The organism is Burkholderia sp. MSh2 (genome assembly GCF_000731655.1).
Taxonomy (GTDB): Bacteria; Pseudomonadota; Gammaproteobacteria; order Burkholderiales; family Burkholderiaceae; genus Burkholderia; species Burkholderia paludis.
This window is the reverse complement of the sequence record NZ_JPGM01000054.1, coordinates 50,822-69,571: the sequence shown is the minus strand read 5'-3', so window position 1 is coordinate 69,571 and position 18,750 is coordinate 50,822. Positions and strand designations below refer to the sequence as shown.

Annotated in this window: 15 protein-coding genes; 4 read left to right on the top strand and 11 right to left on the bottom strand. The window is 65.1% G+C overall.

The genetic code is table 11. The features are described from left to right. The 4 genes from cpaB to GQ57_RS28430 form a co-directional block, all read right to left on the bottom strand. Nucleotides 1-881, bottom strand: an 881-nt coding sequence (gene cpaB, locus GQ57_RS28445) for a Flp pilus assembly protein CpaB (RefSeq protein WP_031402226.1), incomplete at its 3' end; no start/stop codon positions are given. A gap of 95 nt (nucleotides 882-976) precedes the next feature. Continuing rightward, nucleotides 977-1,471, bottom strand: a complete 495-nt coding sequence (locus GQ57_RS28440) for a TadE/TadG family type IV pilus assembly protein (RefSeq protein WP_031402225.1) — start codon at nucleotides 1,469-1,471, stop codon at nucleotides 977-979. Further along, a complete protein-coding gene (locus tag GQ57_RS28435; RefSeq protein WP_034199637.1) occupies nucleotides 1,468-1,962 on the bottom strand; it encodes an A24 family peptidase in 495 nt (164 codons plus the stop codon). Before GQ57_RS28435 ends, GQ57_RS28440 begins: the two co-directional genes overlap by 4 nt. A gap of 88 nt (nucleotides 1,963-2,050) precedes the next feature. Then, entirely contained in the window at nucleotides 2,051-2,221 is a 171-nt protein-coding gene (locus GQ57_RS28430; protein ID WP_031402223.1) for a Flp family type IVb pilin, read from the bottom strand. 702 nt (nucleotides 2,222-2,923) lie between these two features. Here GQ57_RS28430 and GQ57_RS28425 point away from each other — a divergent pair. The 4 genes from GQ57_RS28425 (at nucleotide 2,924) to GQ57_RS28410 (ending at nucleotide 8,791) form a co-directional block, all read left to right on the top strand. Then, complete coding sequence (locus tag GQ57_RS28425; protein ID WP_442856757.1) at nucleotides 2,924-4,801, top strand: collagen-like triple helix repeat-containing protein; 1,878 nt, start codon at nucleotides 2,924-2,926, stop codon at nucleotides 4,799-4,801. 40 nt (nucleotides 4,802-4,841) lie between these two features. Continuing rightward, a complete protein-coding gene (locus GQ57_RS28420; protein ID WP_034199635.1) occupies nucleotides 4,842-6,329 on the top strand; it encodes a collagen-like triple helix repeat-containing protein in 1,488 nt (495 codons plus the stop codon). Nucleotides 6,330-6,474: 145 nt separating this feature from the next. Next, the gene (locus tag GQ57_RS28415) at nucleotides 6,475-8,160 is read left to right on the top strand and encodes a ShlB/FhaC/HecB family hemolysin secretion/activation protein (protein WP_034199634.1); all 1,686 of its coding nucleotides are present in this window, start codon (nucleotides 6,475-6,477) and stop codon (nucleotides 8,158-8,160) included. A 169-nt stretch (nucleotides 8,161-8,329) separates the two neighbouring features. After that, nucleotides 8,330-8,791: a DUF2147 domain-containing protein gene (locus GQ57_RS28410; protein ID WP_031402219.1), complete on the top strand. Its 462-nt coding sequence runs from the start codon at nucleotides 8,330-8,332 to the stop codon at nucleotides 8,789-8,791. Between the two features lie 103 nt (nucleotides 8,792-8,894). Here the strand turns inward: GQ57_RS28410 and GQ57_RS28405 are convergent, their stop codons facing one another. The 7 genes from GQ57_RS28405 to typA form a co-directional block, all read right to left on the bottom strand. Continuing rightward, nucleotides 8,895-9,305 carry a transposase gene (locus GQ57_RS28405; protein WP_031402218.1) on the bottom strand — a complete coding sequence of 137 codons (411 nt, stop codon included), beginning with the start codon at nucleotides 9,303-9,305 and terminating at the stop codon, nucleotides 8,895-8,897. A 144-nt stretch (nucleotides 9,306-9,449) separates the two neighbouring features. Continuing rightward, nucleotides 9,450-10,547, bottom strand: coding sequence for a cell division protein ZapE (zapE, locus tag GQ57_RS28400; RefSeq protein WP_034199633.1), 1,098 nt, complete (start codon nucleotides 10,545-10,547; stop codon nucleotides 9,450-9,452). A gap of 95 nt (nucleotides 10,548-10,642) precedes the next feature. After that, nucleotides 10,643-12,073 carry a dihydrolipoyl dehydrogenase gene (gene lpdA, locus GQ57_RS28395; protein WP_034199632.1) on the bottom strand — a complete coding sequence of 477 codons (1,431 nt, stop codon included), beginning with the start codon at nucleotides 12,071-12,073 and terminating at the stop codon, nucleotides 10,643-10,645. Between the two features lie 82 nt (nucleotides 12,074-12,155). Continuing rightward, nucleotides 12,156-13,427: a 2-oxoglutarate dehydrogenase complex dihydrolipoyllysine-residue succinyltransferase gene (gene odhB / locus GQ57_RS28390; RefSeq protein WP_031402215.1), complete on the bottom strand. Its 1,272-nt coding sequence runs from the start codon at nucleotides 13,425-13,427 to the stop codon at nucleotides 12,156-12,158. Between the two features lie 135 nt (nucleotides 13,428-13,562). Continuing rightward, on the bottom strand, nucleotides 13,563-16,427 hold the full coding sequence (locus GQ57_RS28385; protein ID WP_031402214.1) for a 2-oxoglutarate dehydrogenase E1 component: 2,865 nt from the start codon (nucleotides 16,425-16,427) through the stop codon (nucleotides 13,563-13,565). 109 nt (nucleotides 16,428-16,536) lie between these two features. Continuing rightward, a complete protein-coding gene (locus tag GQ57_RS40315; protein WP_075123060.1) occupies nucleotides 16,537-16,725 on the bottom strand; it encodes a hypothetical protein in 189 nt (62 codons plus the stop codon). 20 nt (nucleotides 16,726-16,745) lie between these two features. Further along, nucleotides 16,746-18,572, bottom strand: a complete 1,827-nt coding sequence (typA, locus tag GQ57_RS28380) for a translational GTPase TypA (RefSeq protein ID WP_031402213.1) — start codon at nucleotides 18,570-18,572, stop codon at nucleotides 16,746-16,748. Between the last annotated feature and the right edge of the window lie 178 nt (nucleotides 18,573-18,750).

The window sequence follows — 18,750 nt, the reverse complement described above, 5'->3', positions numbered from 1 at the left end:
CCTCGAATCACTTCGATGCCGCCGCCCCCGCCTCCGGCATGCCGTGCAACCACCCGCGGCGCTGCCGCACGCGGAGCGGGCGCTGCCGCACTCTTCGACAACTCGCCCAGCACCACGCCGGCGGCGGCAAGCGCCGACGGGCTCTTGTCGTCGCTTACCCGGACCGCGACGGTCTGCGCCGCCACGTCGTCGTCGCGCGGGTTGCGCAGCGCGAGCACGAGCCGGCCGCTCTGCTCGGCGAGCGTCAGCGCATCGACCTGGGCGGTCGGCACCGCGAGCACCGCGGTCCGCATGCCGACCACGGAGCCGTTCGAGCTGTCGCGCTCGGTCGTCGCGTCGCCGAACGAGAGCACGCGGACCTTCGACATCAGCAGGCGCGCCTGGGTATTCGCAATCTCCGCCATCGACGTTCCGCCGACCGCAGCCCCCGCCCCGTCGCGCTTCAGGTTCAGGAACACGTCGACAAAGTTGCCGGGCCTCACGCGGTTGCCGACTGCGTTGGTTTCGTCGACCTTGATCGCGACTGCGCGTTCTCCCGGCGCGATCTGTTCGGCCAGGCCGGACGTCAGTGCGCTCGCGACGACGGCCGCCTGGGCCGGGATGTCGGCGGCCGGAATGCGGCCGACGAGTTGCAGCGGATCGGCGAACGCGCCTTGCGGCGCGGCGATCGTCTGTTGAACCTTCAGCGCGTCGGCCGGAATCGGTTGGCCAGCCGGCAACGGCCGCGTCGCCACGACGATCGGCACGCTCTGCGTCGTAACCGTCGCCGTGACCGGCGCGACGTCGGCGGGCTTGCGTCCGAGCATCCACGCGTAGGCGCCGAGCAGGATCGCGATCGCGATCAGCAAGCCCGCAGTGATCTTTGTCAGGTTGTTGGCCATGGTGTTGTTATGTTTCCCCGCTGCTCACGATTGAATTCTCCGCGCGGCGCTGCCGGCCGGCCGCCCTCGACCACGCACGGCACCATCGCTGTCGTCTAAATGATGTTGACCGGGCTGATCTGTACCATCGCCGTTCCGGTGAGTGTCGACGGCACCGGCAACAGTGAACCGATCAACGGGAACGACGGGACCAGCGGATTCTGCGAGTACGGATAGGTCAGCGTGATCTGCACGCACAGCATCGTCGAGTCGTACGAACAGCTGCCTTGCTGCGTCTGTGCGCACGTCGCGCCCTTCAGCCACGTGGTCAGGTTCGTTGCGGCCGTGCAGGCGGCCTGGGCCCGCGCCGCGAGCGCCGCTTGCTGCGCCGCCTGGACCGACGCTGCCGCCCCGACCTGCTGGTAGTTCAGCGCGGCGCGCGCGCCTTCTGTCGCCGCGAGCGTCAGGTTTTGCTGCGCGGCGAAGATCATTCCGTACGTGATGATTGCGTAAAGGATCAGGAAGAAACTCGGCAGCATCAACGCGAATTCGACTGCTGTCGCGCCACGCTCGCGACGGCGCATCCCCGATGCAAGGCGCCCGCCCGTCATTGCGCCCCTCCGGTCGCGATCCGGTACACGCACCACAGCGCCGCCGGAATCACGAGAAACGCGGCATAGGGCGACGCCCGGAATCCGGCGATCTCCATCGTCGGCGAGCGCCGACGCCATAACGCGGATACCGGCGTCTGGGTGGCGAATACCAGGGTGCCGGCATGGGCGAACGCGAGCAGGCTCGCAATGATCCAGAGCCAGAACAGCGCATGCGCGCCGCACCACGCACCAAGCACCGCGAACACCTTGACGTCGGCGGCACCCATTACGCGCAGCGCAAAAAACGGGAAAAGGCTGACCAAGCCGATCAGTGCGCCAATGAGCGCCTGATTCACGGATATACCGAATGGATTATGTCCGGAGACCGCAAATGCAGATACCAGTCCACCAAGCACCAGTGAATTCGGTATACGCCTATGACGGATGTCCTCGAGAGCGACAAGCACCGCCCACGCGAGGAAAACCCCGACACCAATTAGCAGGATCATTTACGCCCCGAGCGGCAAAACTTACCCACGCGGATTGCCGTGGCAATCCGCGCGCCCAACAGCAGGGAATGAGCAAAAAGCCCGCTCGTTATGCCTTCGGCATCTGGTTCGCGATGTAGGTGAACGCTCCCGAGATGCCACCCGTCAACGTGCCGACGGCAGTGACGAGAGCAACGGCTACCAGTCCGGCGATCAGACCGTACTCGACTGCGGTAACCCCGTTTTCTTCCTTAAGGAAACGCTTGATGATTGCTTTCATTTTATTCCTCGTGCCTGTATTTACGTTCTTTGGCCTTTTATACGTATACGTCCCCGCATATCTGGCCGGTTGCCCCACGCCGTTCGCTACATCTGCTGTAACGACAACTGGGTGCACTTTCTTTATAGGTTGCCCCGCGGGGCATGGCTCACAATCTGATGCAAGTTAACATTCGCGATAGCAACCCTCCTCGAACGTTGTGTACCGAACCGTACATTTGCTTACATCTGCTCCGGATTCTATATCCGATCCTATTTAACTTCCAACCTCTTTTAACGGCGTCGGTCGAAAAAAAATTCAGGAGCACAACGTATTTGTACGGCGTTTCGGTACGACTTACACATAGGATTTACGATAGGTTAGATGTGCACACCTATTCCACCAGTAAAACCATTGCCTCGTCCACCAAGCCTGCGTGATCCCCACGTTACGACGCAAGCGTAACGCCAATGTTGTGACGTTACGTTACGAAACGCTCGAAACCGTTCTCATTTGTCCGTCCTTAAACAGATTCAACAATCTTTCAATTTCCGTAACTTCCTTTTCCGACAAGGAATTGCCCCGTTTAAAGTCTGCCGTCGAACCATCTGGCATCGAAATGGCACGACAGTTGCAGAGTAGTCCTCGCAGCACTCGACAACGCAGCTCACAACACATTTTTAATGCGAGGACAAAATGGACATTAAGGTTATCCCCCATGGCATGTTCCGGACGACTCTGATCGCGGCCACCGTCGCAGCCATGCTTTCCCTCTCCGCGTGCGGTGGTTCCGGTTCCATCAGCCAGGGCCTCGGCGGCGGCTCGAGCTCGGGCGCCGGCGATTCGATCTCCACCTCGGGCGGCGGCAGCTCCGGCACCAGCGGCACCTCGGGTACGAGCGGCAGCTCCGGTACCAGCGGGACGTCGGGCACCAGCGGGACGTCGGGCACCAGCGGTACTTCCGGTAGCAGCGGCACGTCGGGCACCTCCGGCACCAGCGGAACGTCGGGCACGAGCGGCACCTCCGGCACCTCGGGTGTGTCGTCGAACCCGGTGGGAACTGTCCTCGCAAGCAGCAGCAATATCGTCACGGGGGTGGGCGGGACCGTCTCCGGCCTCGGCTCCGTCATCGGCAGCCAGTCGCTGCCGGGCGTCAACCCGGCCACCACGCAAGCCGCGGGCGGCATCGTGCAAAGCGTCGGCGGCGCCGTGACCGCACTCGGCAACGGGCTGGGCAACGGCCTCGGCCAGCTCGGCGCAACCAAGGATCCGATCGGCACCACGGTTGCCAGCACGGGCGGCGTGGTCAATCAGCTCGGCGGCGCGGTCACGCAGACGGGCAACCTGGTCTCGAGCCTCGGCAGCGGCCCGCTGGCGCCGCTCGCGCCGGTCACGGGGGCTGTGGGCGGCCTCGTGTCGACGCTCGGCGGTGCTGTCTCGAACGGCGGCACCACTCTTACCAACGTGCTGTCGACCGGCCCGATCCAGCAAGTCACGCAGACGGTCAGCTCGGTCATCACGCCCATCACGACGATGGTCGGCCAGACGACCCAGACGGTCGGCACGGCAACCGGCCTCGGCGCTCCCGTCAACACGCTGCTCGGCACGGTCGGCAACGGCCTGAACCAGGCCGGCGCCCTGCTCGCATCGGCGGGCGGCAACCCTGTCACGACGGGCCTCGGCAACACCGTTTCGGCCACGGGCAACACGGTGAAGACCGTCGGCGGGCTGCTCACGGGCGGCACCGGCGGCGTGACCAACCCGCTCGCGCCGCTCACGGGCCTCGTCTCCACCGTCACCGGCGCACTCGGCGGCGCAACGGGCGGCGGCAGCGGCCCGCTCGCGCCGGTCACCGGCCTGGTTTCCACCGTCACCGGCGCACTCAGCGGCGCAACGGGTGGCAGCAGCAGCCCGCTCGCTCCGGTCACCGGCCTCGTCTCGACGGTCACGGGTGCACTGGGTGGCGCAACGGGCGGCAGCGGCAGCCCCCTCGCACCGGTCACCGGCCTCGTCTCGACGGTCACGGGTGCACTGGGCGGCGTAACGGGCGGCAGCGGCAGCCCCCTCGCGCCGGTCACCGGCCTCGTTTCGACGGTCACGGGCGCACTCGGCGGCGCAACGGGCGGCAGCGGCAGCCCCCTCGCGCCAGTCACCGGCCTCGTCTCGACGGTCACGGGTGCGCTCGGCGGCATAACGGGCGGCAGCGGCAGCCCCCTCGCGCCAGTCACCGGCCTCGTCTCGACGGTCACGGGTGCGCTCGGCGGCGTAACGGGCGGCAGCGGCAGCCCCCTCGCACCGGTCACCGGCCTCGTCTCGACGGTCACGGGCGCGCTCGGCGGAGCAACGGGCGGCACGAGCGGCGGCCCGCTCGCGCCGGTCACGGGTCTCCTCGGCTCGGTCACGGGCGCACTCGGCGGCACCGGCGGCAACAGCCCGCTCGCCCCGGTGACGAACGCGGTGTCCACGGTGACCAGCGCGGTCGGCGCACCGGCACTGACCGGCGGCACCGGCGCCGTCACGAACGCGGGCTCGGCGTCGAATCCGCTCGCGCCCGTCACGTCGCTGATCGGCGGCCTGCTTGGCGGCACGCACGGCAAGTAAACCTATATCCATCAATCGACAAGACAGCGAGGAGTCAATCATGTCCCAGCAACGAGCCCTCACGACGGCCGCCGTGCGCCAGTGGCGCGCGCCCCTCACCGCCCTCGCCGCAGCCTGCCTGCTGGCTGCCTGCGGCGGCGGCGGCGTCAGCGCGTCGCCGACCAGCAGCAACAACACCCCCAGCAGCACGAGCGGCACGCCGAGCACGAGCGGCACCAGCGGCACGTCCACGGGCACCCAGGGTGTGGTCAGCACGGTCGGCCAGACGGCCACCGACCTCGGCAGCACGGTCGGCAACATCAGCGTGCCGGGCCTCGGCGACGGGGTGACGAAGGGCGTCGGCAGCACGCTCTCGAGCACCGGCACCATCGTCGGCGCGGCCGCCAACGCCGTGAGCAACGGGCTGGGGCAGATCGGCTCGACTCAGAATCCGGTCGGCACGACGGTGGCCGGGCTCGGCAACGTGGTCGGCGCGACGAGCAACACGGTGTCCGGCCTGAGCTCGACGGTCAAGGCGCTCGGCACGGGCCCGCTCGCGCCGCTGGCACCGGTCACGACGCCGGTCGGCACCGTGCTCGACACGGTCGCCAACGGCCTGACGGCCGCCGGCACGACGATCGGCTCGACGCTGTCGTCGGGCGCGGTGCAGCAGGTCACGCAACCGCTCAGCTCGGCGATCACGCCGCTCGTGATCACCGCCGGACAGGTCACGCAACAGGTCGGCACGACGACCGGGCTCGGACAACCTGTCTCCGGCCTGCTCGGCCAGGTCGGCGGGGCGATCAGTTCGGCCGGCAAGCAGGTCGGCGGCACGTCGAGCCAGCCGCTCGTCGGCGACGTCGGCCAGCTCGTGACCTCGGTCGGCAACACCGTGACCAATGCAGGCGGCCTCGTCAATCCGAACGGCCCGAACGGCGCGGCGCCGATCCCCGGCCTGATCACGAGCCTCGTCGGCGGATCGACGGCAACCGTGCAGAACGGCCCGCCGTCGGGTTCCGGCGCCACGAATCCGCTCGGCGGCCTGCTCTCGGGCCTTGGCTCGACGCCGCTCGGCTCGCTCACCGGCGCACTCGGGGGTGCAACGGGCGGCAGCGGCAGCCCCCTCGCACCGGTCACCGGCCTCGTCTCCACCGTCACCGGCGCACTCGGCGGCGCAACGGGCGGCAGCAGCCCCCTCGCACCTGTCACCGGCCTCGTCTCGACGGTCACCGGCACGCTGAGCGGTGCGGCGGGCGGCGGCAGCGGCCCACTCGCCCCCGTCACGAATCTCGTGTCGACGGTCACGGGCACGCTCGGCGGCGCAACAGGTGGCGCAGGCAGTGCAAACCCTCTCGCGCCTGTCACCGGTTTGCTGAATACTGTCACCGGTGCAGTTGGCGGTGCAGCGGGGTCCGGGGGCTCGAGCCCGCTCGCGCCGGTTACGTCGCTGATCGGCAGCGTCTCGGGGACGGCATCGGGCGGCAACTCGACGGGCCTGCTCGCGCCGGTAACGAGTTTGCTGGGCACGCTGGGGAGCGTTGGCAAGTAAAGGAGGACGGTCGCACCTTCGCAGCCGGAGCGAATGGCGCGGCCGTACCAATACAACCGGCATGGCGGCACGCGACGCGCGGCACCCTGGTGTCGCGCGTCGGCATTACCAAGAAGACGAAAAGCAAGGCCTACGAGGAAGAACAATGAAATCCAGACTCGACAGATGGATGATGCTGCTCGCGATCGCGGCAGCCGGCACGGCACATGCACAGACACGCGTCGGGGGTAACCCGCTGGACTCCCTGCCCCAGATCAACGCACCGAAAACCGGCCCGAACGTGACCGTGCAGGTCGCGCCGCAAGCGCCGCAAATGCAGGAGTTGCTGTCGCGTCACCTGACGCCCGCGACGTTCCAGGTCGAAGGCGTGAAGTCGGTGCCGTTCGATGAAATCTCGCGTCGCTTCACCCCCCTCGTCGGCAAGGACATCACGATCGGCGAACTGATCGAAACCGCCAACGGCGTGACGAAGCTGTACCAGGATCGCGGCTATGCGCTGTCGTTCGCGTTCGTTCCCGCGCAGACGTTCGAAAACGGCGTCGTACGCATCACGGTTGTCGAAGGCTATGTGTCGGACGTCAAGGTCACCGGCAAGCCCGGCGCGATGGAACCGAAGATTCGCGCGATCGCCGCGAACATCACCGCCGATCGTCCGCTGCGCCGTGCAACGTTCGAGCGCTACGTGAATACGTTCGGCCTGCTCCCCGGCCTCACGGTCAAGGCGAACGTGCCGCCTCCGCAAACCACCGACGGCGCGACGACGCTCGAACTCGCGGTCGACCGCAAGCCGTTCAACGTCAGCACCGGCATCGACTTCAACCATCCGGGCGTCCAGGGCCTCATCACCGCGACCGAGAACGGCCTCACGCGGTTCGGCGAGCAACTGAGCATCTCCGCGCTGGCGCCGCCGGGACGCGACAAGCAAACGTACTTCGCATTCAGTGGCGCACTGCCTGTCGGCAGCAGCGGCCTCATCACGCGCCTCGATGCGAGCACCTATCGCGGCAAGCCGACCGACAATCCGGGCCTGCCGTCGTATGTCCAGCGTACGGTCAAGAACGAAAAGCTTGGTCTTTCGGCATCCTATCCGATACTGCTGAACAACCAGCGCAGCCTGCTCGGCACGGTGTCGGGCTACGCGGCCCACAACGAGGACAACTACCAGAACCAGATCAACGGTGCGACCCTCAACAACCGGTCGCAGGTGCGTGTGCTGCAACTGCAGCTTGACTACACGACCGTCCAGCCGAAGCAGGTGCAAAAGCTGAGCATCAACGTTGCGAAGGCGTTCGACATTCTCGGCGCATCGAAATCGCAGATCGGCACGAACGGCAGTACCACGACGACCTATGCCGACCCGACTTCACTGACCTTCGTCCGTACCGGCGCAACCTTCACGCAAACCAACGAATGGCCGTTCCGGATCGGCACGTCGGTTTCACTGACCGGGCAATACAGCGCCGACTCGTTGCCGACGTCCGAACAGATCTCGTTCGGCTCGACCCGTTACGCGCTCGGCTATCAGCCGGGCGAGGCGTCGGGCGATTCCGGCTGGGGGATGTCGCTCGAAGTCAACCGCGCGTTCTCGCCGGGCTGGACGTACATGAAATCGGTCACACCGTATATTGCCTACGACATGGCGCGCGTATACCTGCACGCAGGCACGCCGTCGCCGAACCGCATGTCGTCGGTCGGCATCGGCGTGCGGTTCACGGACAGCCGTTTCTACAGCCTCGACCTGAACATCGCGAAGCCGGTCGGCGACGCGCCCGTCGAAAGTGCGTCGCGCAGCCCGCGCGTCAACGCCGCCTTCTCGTATCAGCTCAACTGACCGCTCACCGAACAGCCCGCGTCGTCGCGCGGGCTGTTTCGATTAGAGCCCCCTCTATCAAACGCGGCGCGTGGTTTCACGTATTCTGGCGAAGCTCGCAACATGCCCGCCCCATGCAGACGGTCGTGCGAGCCGATCGAACACGACATGCAAAACAAGGAGGACGACAATGCTTCAACTGACCCGCCCGTTGCGTGCAATGGCCATGGCCGGCGCACTGCTCGCCTGCGCAGCACCCACGTTCGCACAAGCCGACAGCCCGATCGGCATGTGGCAGACGATCGACGACAACACCCATCAGCCGAAGGCACTCGTGCAGATCGCCGAGGACGGTGACGGCGCGTTGTCCGGCAAGGTCCTCAAGGGCCTCGGCGCGAACGATACGCCCGATCGCCGCTGCACCGCCTGCACGGACGAGCGCAAGGATCAACTGATCAAGGGCATGACGATCATCAAGGCGATGAAGAAGGAAGGCGACCACTGGGACGGCGGCAACATTCTCGACCCGGAAAACGGCAAGGTCTACAAGTGCAAGATGACGCTCGAAGACGGCGGCCAGAAACTGATCGTGCGCGGCTACATCGGTGTGTCGCTGCTCGGCCGTTCGCAGACCTGGGTACGCCAGCAATAATTCTGGCGCGCGCCTGAACGCGCGGCTCAACGAAAAATCGGCCTGCGACGATGTCGTCAGGCCGATTTTCTTTTGGTGCGGACGCCGCCGGAACGGACCCGCATCACGCAGCGTGCTTCAGCGTGCCGGGCGCATGGCTACCCGGCGGATGAAAGGCCGGAGCCACGTTGCTGCGTGCTTCTGCCGCCTTCGATTGCACATGCTTGCGCATCCGCGTGGACAATTCGTTGCAGAGATTCACGCCTGCGTCGCCATAGAGCTCACGCATGACGTTCATCAACGCGCCCGTCTCGTGCCAGACCTTGAAACGGCGATGGCAGGTCTGATACGACGGGTAACGGCGCGGCATGGCCGACCACGTTGCCCCGCTGTAGATCACCCACAGCACGCCGTTCAGGACGGCACGCGTATTGGCCAACGGCCGGCCACGCAACTCGGTGCGCGGCTGCATTTCGGGCAGAAGCGGCGCAACGCAGCGCCACTCGTGGTCGTTCAGATCGCGATACGGTGTCATGGACATCTCCAGCCTTAGTAACCATGACACAACGATATCGGCTCACCCCGACAATGAATATAAGACGAATCCGAAAATACCCCAAGATTGCCTGAATTTGACCGGAATTGACGTTTGAATCCGGTCAATTACCGCCAAGCACCCTCAAGTCAGCGACGTATCGACGATGCGGCGCGGTGTTTCGAGATACTCCTTCGACTGCATCTCGACGATGCGCGACACCGTGCGTGCGAACTCGTTGGCCATCGGGCCTTCGACGTACAGTTGCTCCGCCGGCACCGCCGCGGACATCAGCAGCTTGACCTTGTGGTCGTACAGCACGTCGATGAGCCACGTGAAGCGCCGCGCCTCGGACGCCATCCGCGGCGACATCTGCGGCACCTCGGACAGCACGATTGCATGGAAGCGGCTCGCCAGTTCGAGGTAGTCGTTCTGCGAACGCGGGCCGCCGCACAGCGTCGCGAAATCGAACCATACGACGCCATCCGCCTTGCGCAGCGCCTTCAGTTCGCGCTTCTCGATATGCAGGATCGGGCTTTCGTCGGGTACCGCGGCGAGCTTCGAGAATGCATGCCGCAACTCGCGATCGGCGTCCGCGCCGAGCGGAGTGTGATACATCTTCACCTGCGCGAGCGTGCGCTGGCGGTAGTCGACGCCCGCATCGACGTTGAGCACGTCGAGCTTGTCCTTGATCAGCGCGATCGCCGGCAGCATGCGGTCCCGATGCAGGCCGTCCGGATACAGGTCGTCGGGATCGTAGTTGGACGTCATCACGAACTGCACGCCGTTGTTGAACAGACGGTCGAGCAGACGGTACAGGATCATCGCATCGGCGATGTCCGATACGTGAAACTCGTCGAAGCAGATCAGCCGGTAGCGCTTCGCGATGCGCCGCGCGAGTTCGTCGAGCGGATCGGCCTGCCCCTTCAGTTCCTCGAGCTCCCGGTGCACTTCGCGCATGAATTCGTGGAAATGCAGGCGCGTCTTGCGCTGCACGGGCACGACCGCGAAGAAGCTGTCCATCAGGAAGCTCTTGCCGCGACCGACGCCGCCCCACATGTAGACGCCGCGCGGGAGGTCCGGATGGTTGATGAGCTTCTTGAATGCGTTCGAGCGGCGCGCCTTGTACTCGACCCACTCGTCAAAACATTGCTGCAGGCGATCGACGGCCGCGCGCTGTGCGGGATCGGACTGATAGCCGCGCGTGGTCAGTTCGCGCGTGTAGTATTCGGTGACGTTCATCGGGCAAACCGGAAAAAACGAAGGCGAGCGGGAAACCCCGCCCGCCTTCGTCATGTGACGGCTGCGCCGGCCGACGGGCCGGCGCTATACCGTGCTCAGCTGTTCAGCGAGCGCTTGTCGACGGCGAGCGCCGCTTCGCGCATCACTTCCGACATCGACGGGTGCGGATGGCAAATACGGGCGATGTCTTCCGACGCCGCCTTGAATTCCATCGCCACCACGGCTTCCGCGATCAGGTCCGACGCGTTCGCGGCAATCACGTGCACGCCGAGCAGTTCGTCCGTCTTCGCGTCCGCGATCATCTTCACGAAACCGTCCGGTGCGTTCATGCCCAGCGCACGGCCGTTGATCGAGAACGGGAACTTGCCCGTCTTGATCTCGCGGCCTTCGGCCTTCAGTTGCTGCTCCGTCTTGCCGACCCACGCGATTTCCGGGTACGTGTAGATCACCCACGGAATGCAGTTGTAGTCGATGTGCGGCTTCTGGCCGTCGATCACTTCCGCGACCAGCACGCCTTCGTCTTCCGCCTTGTGCGCGAGCATCGGGCCACGCACCACGTCGCCGATCGCGTACACGTTCGGCACGGCCGTGCGGCAGTGGTCGTCGACGTCGATGAAGCCGCGTTCGTTCGCCTTCAGGCCGATCGCCTCGAGGCCGAGGTTGTCGGTGTTCGGCACGCGGCCGACCGACACGATCAGGCGGTCGGCGTCGAGCGTCTGCGCGTTGCCGTCCTTGTCCGTGTAAGCGATCGACACGCCGTCCGCGGTCGTCTTCACTTCGCCGATCTTCACGCCGAGATGGATGTCGAGGCCCTGCTTCTTGAACAGCTTGGCCGCTTCCTTCGCGAGCGCTTCGTCGGCCGCGCCGAGGAATGCCGGCAGCGCTTCGAGCACCGTCACTTCGGCGCCCAGGCGGCGCCACACCGAGCCGAGTTCGAGGCCGATCACGCCTGCGCCGATCACGGCGAGCTTCTTCGGCACCGCGTCGAACGTCAGCGCGCCTTCGTTGTCCGACACGATCTTGTTGTCGACCGGGATGCCCGGCAGGTGACGCGCCTTCGAGCCCGTCGCGATGATCACGTTCTTCGCGGTGACGACTTCGGCTTCACCCTCGCCGCTCACTTCGATCTGTACGCCGGCGTCGGTCTTGCCGGTGAACTTGCCATGGCCCTTCAGCCAGGTGATCTTGTTCTTCTTGAACAGGAACTCGATCCCGCTCGTCATCTTCTCGACGATGCCGTCCTTGCGGCCGAGCATCGTCGCGACGTCGATCTTCACGCCGTCGACGCTGATGCCGTGGTCGGCGAGATGGTGCTGCGCGTTCTCGAATTCTTCCGACGAGGCCAGCAGCGCCTTCGACGGGATGCAGCCGACGTTCAGGCAGGTGCCGCCGAGCTTCAGCGCGCCGGCCGGATTCTTCCACTTCTCGATACAGGCAACGGTCTTGCCCAGCTGCGCGGCGCGAATCGCGGCGATGTAGCCGCCGGGGCCGGCGCCGATCACGACGACGTCAAATTCCTTGGACATGGCAATCCTTTCTACTTGTGCGCCCGCACGGGCGCGCGTGTCGCGCGCCCGTGCGGAACGGGTCAATGCGGTGAAACTCGGCTTACAGGTCGAGCAGCAGGCGTGCCGGATCTTCCAGCGCATCCTTCATCGCGACGAGCGACAGCACGGCTTCGCGGCCGTCGATGATGCGGTGGTCGTACGACAGCGCGAGGTAGTTGATCGGACGGATCACGATCTGGCCGTTTTCCACGACCGGACGCTCCTTCGTCGCGTGCACGCCGAGGATGGCCGACTGCGGCGGGTTGATGATCGGGGTCGACAGCATCGAGCCGAACACGCCGCCGTTCGAGATCGAGAACGTACCGCCCGTCATTTCCTCGATCGACAGCTTGCCGTCCTTCGCCTTCTGGCCGAATTCGGCGATCTTCTTTTCGATCTCGGCAAGGCTCAGCTGATCGGCATTGCGCAGGATCGGCACGACGAGGCCGCGCGGCGAGCCGACAGCGATACCGATGTCGAAGTAGCCGTGGTAGACGATGTCGTTGCCGTCGATCGACGCGTTCACGAGCGGGAACTTCTTCAGCGCGTGCACGGCCGCCTTCACGAAGAACGACATGAAGCCGAGCTTCACGCCATGTTCCTTCTCGAACTTGTCCTTGTACTTGTTGCGCAGTTCCATGACCGGAGCCATGTTGACTTCGTTGAACGTCGTCAGGATCGCGTTGGTCTGCTGCGATTCGAGCAGACGCTCGGCGATACGCGCACGCAGGCGCGACATCGGCACGCGCTGTTCCGGACGGTCGTTCAGCCAGGTCGTCGCCGACGCCGGCACCTTCACGTCCGGCAGCGACGGCTTCGCCGCGGCCTTGGCCGGCGCGGCAGCCGGAGCGGCCTTCGGTGCGCTGCCAGCGGCCAGCGCGTCGCCCTTCGTGACGCGGCCGTCGCGGCCCGAACCCGTGACGTCGCCTGCCGACAGGCCCTTCTCGGCCAGCAGCTTCGACGCGGCCGGCGATGCGGCTGCCGACGATGCCGTGGCGGCAGCCGGTTGCGCTGCCGGTGCGGCTGCGACGGGTGCCGCGGCCGGCTTGACTTCGGCTGCGCCTGCCGCTGCTTCGGCCGCACCAGCCTTCGCTTCGGTATCGATCGTTGCGATCACCTGGTCGGCAACCACCGTGTCACCGTCGTGGTGCATCACTTGCGCGAGCACGCCCGCTGCCGGCGCCGGCACTTCGAGCACGACCTTGTCGGTCTCGAGTTCGATCAGGATTTCGTCCTGCGCGACTGCTTCGCCCGGCTTCTTCTTCCACTGCAGCATGGTGGCTTCCGAGACCGACTCCGAAAGCTGGGGGACTTTGACTTCTACGATAGCCATGTGATTTTCCTGGATGCTTAATCTGGGGTATGACGAGGTTCGTGCGATTCCTTCCGCCGGTACGGCGCGCAACGCGCCCGGCAGGCCGAAGGAGACGGGAAAGCGCACTGCGCCCTCCCGTTTCGCGTCCGTCGGTTATTTCGCGATCGATGCGCTCTTCAGGCGGCCGAAAGCACCTTCGATCAGGGCCTTCTGCTGCTCGTAGTGCTTCGCGTAGTAGCCAACCGCCGGCGAGGCCGAAGCCGGACGGCCGCTGTATGCCAGCTTCTGCCCTTCCTTCATGCCTTCCTTCAGGTGGTGCTCGACGTAGAACCAGGGGCCCTGGTTCTGCGGCTCGTCCTGCACCCAGACCACTTCAGTCGCGTTCTCGTACTTCTTCATTTCGGCTTCGAACTGCTTGTGCGCGAACGGATACAACTGCTCGATACGGATGATCGCGACGTCGTTCGCCTTCGCTTCGCGGCGATGTGCGACGAGGTCGTAGTACACGCGGCCCGAGCATGCCAGCACGCGCTTGACCTTCTTCGCGTCGATGCCGCCGTCGGTTTCGCCCAGCACCGGCTGGAACGAACCCTTCGCCAGTTCCGACAGATCCGACACGGCTTCCTTGTGACGCAGCAGCGACTTCGGCGTAGCGACGATCAGCGGCTTGCGGAACAGGCGGATCATCTGGCGGCGCAGCAGGTGGAAGATCTGCGCCGGCGTCGTCGGCTGGACGACCTGCATGTTGTGATCCGCGCACAGTTGCAGGAAGCGCTCGATACGCGTGGACGAGTGTTCCGGACCCTGGCCTTCATAGCCGTGCGGCAGCAGCATCGTGAGACCCGACACGCGGCCCCACTTCACTTCGCCCGACGAGATGAACTGGTCGATCACGACCTGCGCGCCGTTGACGAAGTCGCCGAACTGCGCTTCCCACAGCACGAGCGTGTTCGGCTCGGCGGTCGAGTAGCCGTATTCGAAGCCCAGCACCGCTTCTTCCGACAGCACCGAGTCGATCACCGTGAACTTCGCCTGGCCTTCGGCGATGTTCTGCAGCGGCACGTAGGTGCCGTCGTTCCAGCGCTCGCGGTTCTGGTCGTGCAGCACCGCGTGACGGTGCGTGAACGTGCCGCGACCCGAGTCCTGGCCCGTCAGGCGCACCGAGTAGCCCGATGCGACGAGCGACGCGAACGCGAGGTGTTCGCCCATGCCCCAGTCGAGCGGCTGGTCGCCACGCGCCATGTTGCGGCGGTCGTTGATCACGCGCTCGACGAGCGGGTGGACCTTGAAGTTTTCCGGCACCGTCGTGATGCGTTCGCCGAGGCGCTTCAGTTCGGCGAGCGGCACGGCCGTGTCGGCTGCGTCCGTCCACTTGCGGTTCAGGAACGGCACCCAGTCGACCGCGTACTTGCTCTTGTAGTTCGACAGGACCGGGTCGACCGTGTGGTGACCGTCGTCCATCGCCTTGCGGTACGCCTTCACGTAGTTGTCGGCGTCTTCCGCGGTGATCACGCCCTGCTGCACGAGCTTCTCGGCGTACAGCGCACGGGTGCCCGGGTGCTGCGCGATCTTCTTGTACATCAGCGGCTGCGTGACGGCCGGCGTGTCCTGCTCGTTGTGACCCAGCTTGCGGAAGCAGACGATGTCGATCACGACATCCTTGTGGAACTGCATCCGGTAATCGATCGCGATCTGCGTCGCGAGGATCACGGCTTCCGGATCGTCGCCGTTCACGTGCAGCACCGGCGCCTCGATCATCTTGACGACGTCGGTACAGTACAGCGTCGAGCGCGCGTCGCGCGGGTCGGACGTCGTGAAGCCGATCTGGTTGTTGATGACGATGTGCAGCGTGCCGTGCGTGCCGTAACCGCGCGTCTGCGCGAGGTTCAGCGTTTCCATCACGACGCCCTGGCCCGCGAAGGCCGCGTCGCCGTGGATCTGCACCGGCAGCACTTGCAGGCCGTCTTCGTCGCCGCGACGGTCCATCCGCGCCTTCGCGGAACCTTCGACCACCGGGTTCACGATTTCGAGGTGCGACGGGTTGAACGCGAGCGACAGGTGAACCGGGCCGCCTTCCGTCGACACGTCCGACGAGAAGCCCTTGTGGTACTTCACGTCACCGGCCGGCAGGTCGTCGACGTGCTTGCCTTCGAATTCGGCGAACAGGTCGGCCGGCATCTTGCCCAGCGTGTTGACCAGCACGTTCAGACGGCCGCGGTGGGCCATGCCGATGATGATTTCCTGCACGCCGCGCTTGCCCGCGTGCTGCACGACTTCGTCCATCGACGCGATGAAGCTTTCGCCGCCTTCGAGCGAGAAGCGCTTCTGGCCGACGTACTTGGTGTGCAGGTAACGCTCGAGGCCTTCGGCGGCCGTCAGGCGGTTCAGGATGTGCTTCTTCTCGTCCGCCGAGAAGTTCGGCGTCGCGCGGGTCGACTCGAGGCGCTCCTGCCACCAGCGCTTCTGCTCCGGATCGCTGATGTACATGTACTCGGCGCCGATCGTGCCGCAATACGTATCGCGCAGCCCCTTGACGATATCGCGCAGCGAAGCCTGGTCGAAACCGAAATACAGGTTGCTTGCGCTGTACGTCTGGTCGAGGTCGCCTTCGGAGAAGTCGTAGAACGCGGGCTCGAGTTCGGGGATGGCGGGACGTTCGCGACGCTTCAGGGGATCGAGGTTGGCCCATTGCGAGCCAAGGAAGCGATAGGCGCTGATGAGGGACTGCACGTGGACTTGCTTGCGCGCCGCAGCAAGATTGGTGCTGCTTTCGCGCGGGATGAAGGCATTGGCCTTCGCACGCTCGGCAAACGATTCGACGATCGGAAAGTGGGCGACGTCATTGGCATTCGAACCGTCCGTTGCAGGTACGTTCTGCAGCGCGTCGAAATACTCTCGCCAGTTCTCCGGCACGGACGCCGGATTGTTGAGGTATGCATCGTACAGTTCTTCAACGTACGAAGCATTGCCGCCGAACAGATAGGAGTTCAGCTGAAACTGCTTCATTACATCTGACATTTTACGCTCACCTTTCTTCGAGCTTCTCGAGAAATAGCGGGTTGCTCAACCTTCCGCGACACGGCCTGACCGTTTAGCGGATTGCGAATCAAGTCTTGCTTGGAAGGACCTAAAACTTGCGTGCGCGCAGCATATCACAGAACCGGTACCGAAGTTCATGGCGAAATGTGCCTGAAAGCACCGCGCGGCGGGGTTTTGCCGGATTGCCGCCACCCGCGGGAACAGTGTTTTGCAGGCTGCCCGATTGCATCTCGCGCGGACGCAAAAAAGGCTGCCCCGAGGCAGCCTTTTTCGTCATGCAGCCATCGACCCGAATGCTCAGTCGACCGCGCCTTCGCGGCTCGCGCGACGACGCTCGTGCTCCTTCAGGAAGCGCTTGCGCAGGCGGATCGACTGCGGCGTCACCTCAACGAGTTCGTCCTCGTCGATGAATTCGACCGCGTACTCCAGCGACATCTGGACCGGCGGCACGAGGCGCACGGCTTCGTCGGTGCCCGACGCACGCACGTTGGTCAGCTGCTTGCCCTTGATCGGGTTCACGACGAGGTCGTTGTCACGGCTGTGGATGCCGATGATCATGCCCTCGTAGAGCGCGTCGCCCGGCTTCACGAACATGCGGCCGCGATCCTGCAGCTTCCACAGCGCGTATGCCACGGCGGCGCCGTCGTCCTGCGAGATCAGCACGCCGTTGCGGCGCTCGCCGACCGAACCTTCCTTGACCGGTGCGTACGAGTCGAAGATGTGGCTCATCAGGCCCGTGCCGCGCGTCAGCGTCAGGAATTCGCTCTGGAAGCCGATCAGGCCGCGCGCCGAGATCTTGTATTCCAGACGCGTGCGGCCGCGGCCGTCCGACGCCATGTCGAGCATTTCGCCCTTGCGGCGACCGAGCTCCTCCATCACGCCGCCCTGGTGTTCGTCCTCGACGTCGACGGTCAGCAGTTCGTACGGCTCGTTCTTCACGCCGTCGATTTCCTGCATCACGACGCGCGGACGCGACACGGCCAGCTCGTAACCTTCGCGACGCATGTTCTCGACGAGAATCGTCAGGTGCAGTTCGCCGCGGCCCGACACTTCGAACACGGTTTCGTCGCCGGTGTCCTTCACGCGCAGCGCGACGTTGTGGTTCAGTTCCTTCATCAGGCGGTCGCGGATCTGGCGGCTCGTCACGAACTTGCCTTCGCGGCCGGCGAGCGGCGACGAGTTGACGAGGAAGTTCATCGTCAGCGTCGGCTCGTCGACGGTGATCATCGGCAGCGCTTCCGGCGTATCGACCGCGCAGATCGTCGCGCCGATGCCGACATCTTCAATACCGTTGATCAGCACGATGTCGCCCGCTTCCGCCGAGTCGACCTGCACGCGCTCGAGGCCCTTGAACGACAGCACCTGGTTGATCTTGCGGTTCAGCACGTCGCCTTCCGGGCCGAAGCGCATCACGACCGGCTGGCCCGGCTTGATGCGGCCGCGCGTGATGCGGCCGACGCCGATCCGGCCGACGTACGTCGAATAGTCGAGCGACGTGATCTGGAGCTGCAGCGGCGCTTCCGGGTCGGCCGGACGAACCGGCACGTGCGCGAGGATCGCCTCGAACAGCGGGCGCATGTCGCCTTCGCGCGTGGCCGGGTCGAGCGACGCGTAACCGTTCAGGCCCGATGCGTAGACGATCGGGAAGTCGAGCTGCTCTTCGGTCGCGCCCAGCTTGTCGAACAGGTCGAAGGTCTGGTTGATGACCCAGTCGATCCGCGCGCCCGGACGGTCGATCTTGTTGACGACGACGATCGGCTTCAGGCCGAGCGCGAGCGCCTTCTTCGTGACGAAGCGCGTCTGCGGCATCGGGCCCTCGACCGCGTCGACCAGCAGCAGCACCGAGTCGACCATCGACAGCACGCGCTCGACCTCGCCACCGAAGTCCGCGTGCCCCGGCGTGTCGACGATGTTGATATGCGTGCCTTCGTACTCGACCGCGCAGTTCTTCGCGAGAATCGTGATCCCGCGCTCTTTTTCGATGTCGTTCGAGTCCATCACCCGTTCCGCAATCTGCTGGTTCTCGCGGAAGGTGCCGGACTGGCGAAGCAGTTGGTCGACGAGCGTGGTCTTGCCATGGTCGACGTGGGCGATGATGGCGATATTGCGAAGGGCGCGGGTCATAGAAACCTGGAAATCGTTTGAACGCGCAAACGCGCCCGCTCGTTTTTCACGGGCGCGCGCATTGCAGCTTGGAAAGCCTCAAATTATAGCACGTCAGAGTGTCGAAAGCAGACCAGCATGGCGCGACGCAACACGCCGGCCGGGCCGCGCCCTCCCCCGAGCGTGCCAGTCGACCGAC

Bases quoted from the DNA above. Each gene is read 5' to 3' on its own strand.
- GQ57_RS28440 (WP_031402225.1), bottom strand. From the start codon at position 1,471: ATGACGGGCGGGCGCCTTGCATCGGGGATGCGCCGTCGCGAGCGTGGC.
- GQ57_RS28435 (WP_034199637.1), bottom strand. From the start codon at position 1,962: ATGATCCTGCTAATTGGTGTCGGGGTTTTCCTCGCGTGGGCGGTGCTT.
- GQ57_RS28430 (WP_031402223.1), bottom strand. From the start codon at position 2,221: ATGAAAGCAATCATCAAGCGTTTCCTTAAGGAAGAAAACGGGGTTACC.
- GQ57_RS28425 (WP_442856757.1), top strand. From the start codon at position 2,924: ATGTTCCGGACGACTCTGATCGCGGCCACCGTCGCAGCCATGCTTTCC.
- GQ57_RS28420 (WP_034199635.1), top strand. From the start codon at position 4,842: ATGTCCCAGCAACGAGCCCTCACGACGGCCGCCGTGCGCCAGTGGCGC.
- GQ57_RS28415 (WP_034199634.1), top strand. From the start codon at position 6,475: ATGAAATCCAGACTCGACAGATGGATGATGCTGCTCGCGATCGCGGCA.
- GQ57_RS28410 (WP_031402219.1), top strand. From the start codon at position 8,330: ATGCTTCAACTGACCCGCCCGTTGCGTGCAATGGCCATGGCCGGCGCA.
- GQ57_RS28405 (WP_031402218.1), bottom strand. From the start codon at position 9,305: ATGACACCGTATCGCGATCTGAACGACCACGAGTGGCGCTGCGTTGCG.
- zapE (WP_034199633.1), bottom strand. From the start codon at position 10,547: ATGAACGTCACCGAATACTACACGCGCGAACTGACCACGCGCGGCTAT.
- lpdA (WP_034199632.1), bottom strand. From the start codon at position 12,073: ATGTCCAAGGAATTTGACGTCGTCGTGATCGGCGCCGGCCCCGGCGGC.
- odhB (WP_031402215.1), bottom strand. From the start codon at position 13,427: ATGGCTATCGTAGAAGTCAAAGTCCCCCAGCTTTCGGAGTCGGTCTCG.
- GQ57_RS28385 (WP_031402214.1), bottom strand. From the start codon at position 16,427: ATGTCAGATGTAATGAAGCAGTTTCAGCTGAACTCCTATCTGTTCGGC.
- GQ57_RS40315 (WP_075123060.1), bottom strand. From the start codon at position 16,725: ATGACGAAAAAGGCTGCCTCGGGGCAGCCTTTTTTGCGTCCGCGCGAG.
- typA (WP_031402213.1), bottom strand. From the start codon at position 18,572: ATGACCCGCGCCCTTCGCAATATCGCCATCATCGCCCACGTCGACCAT.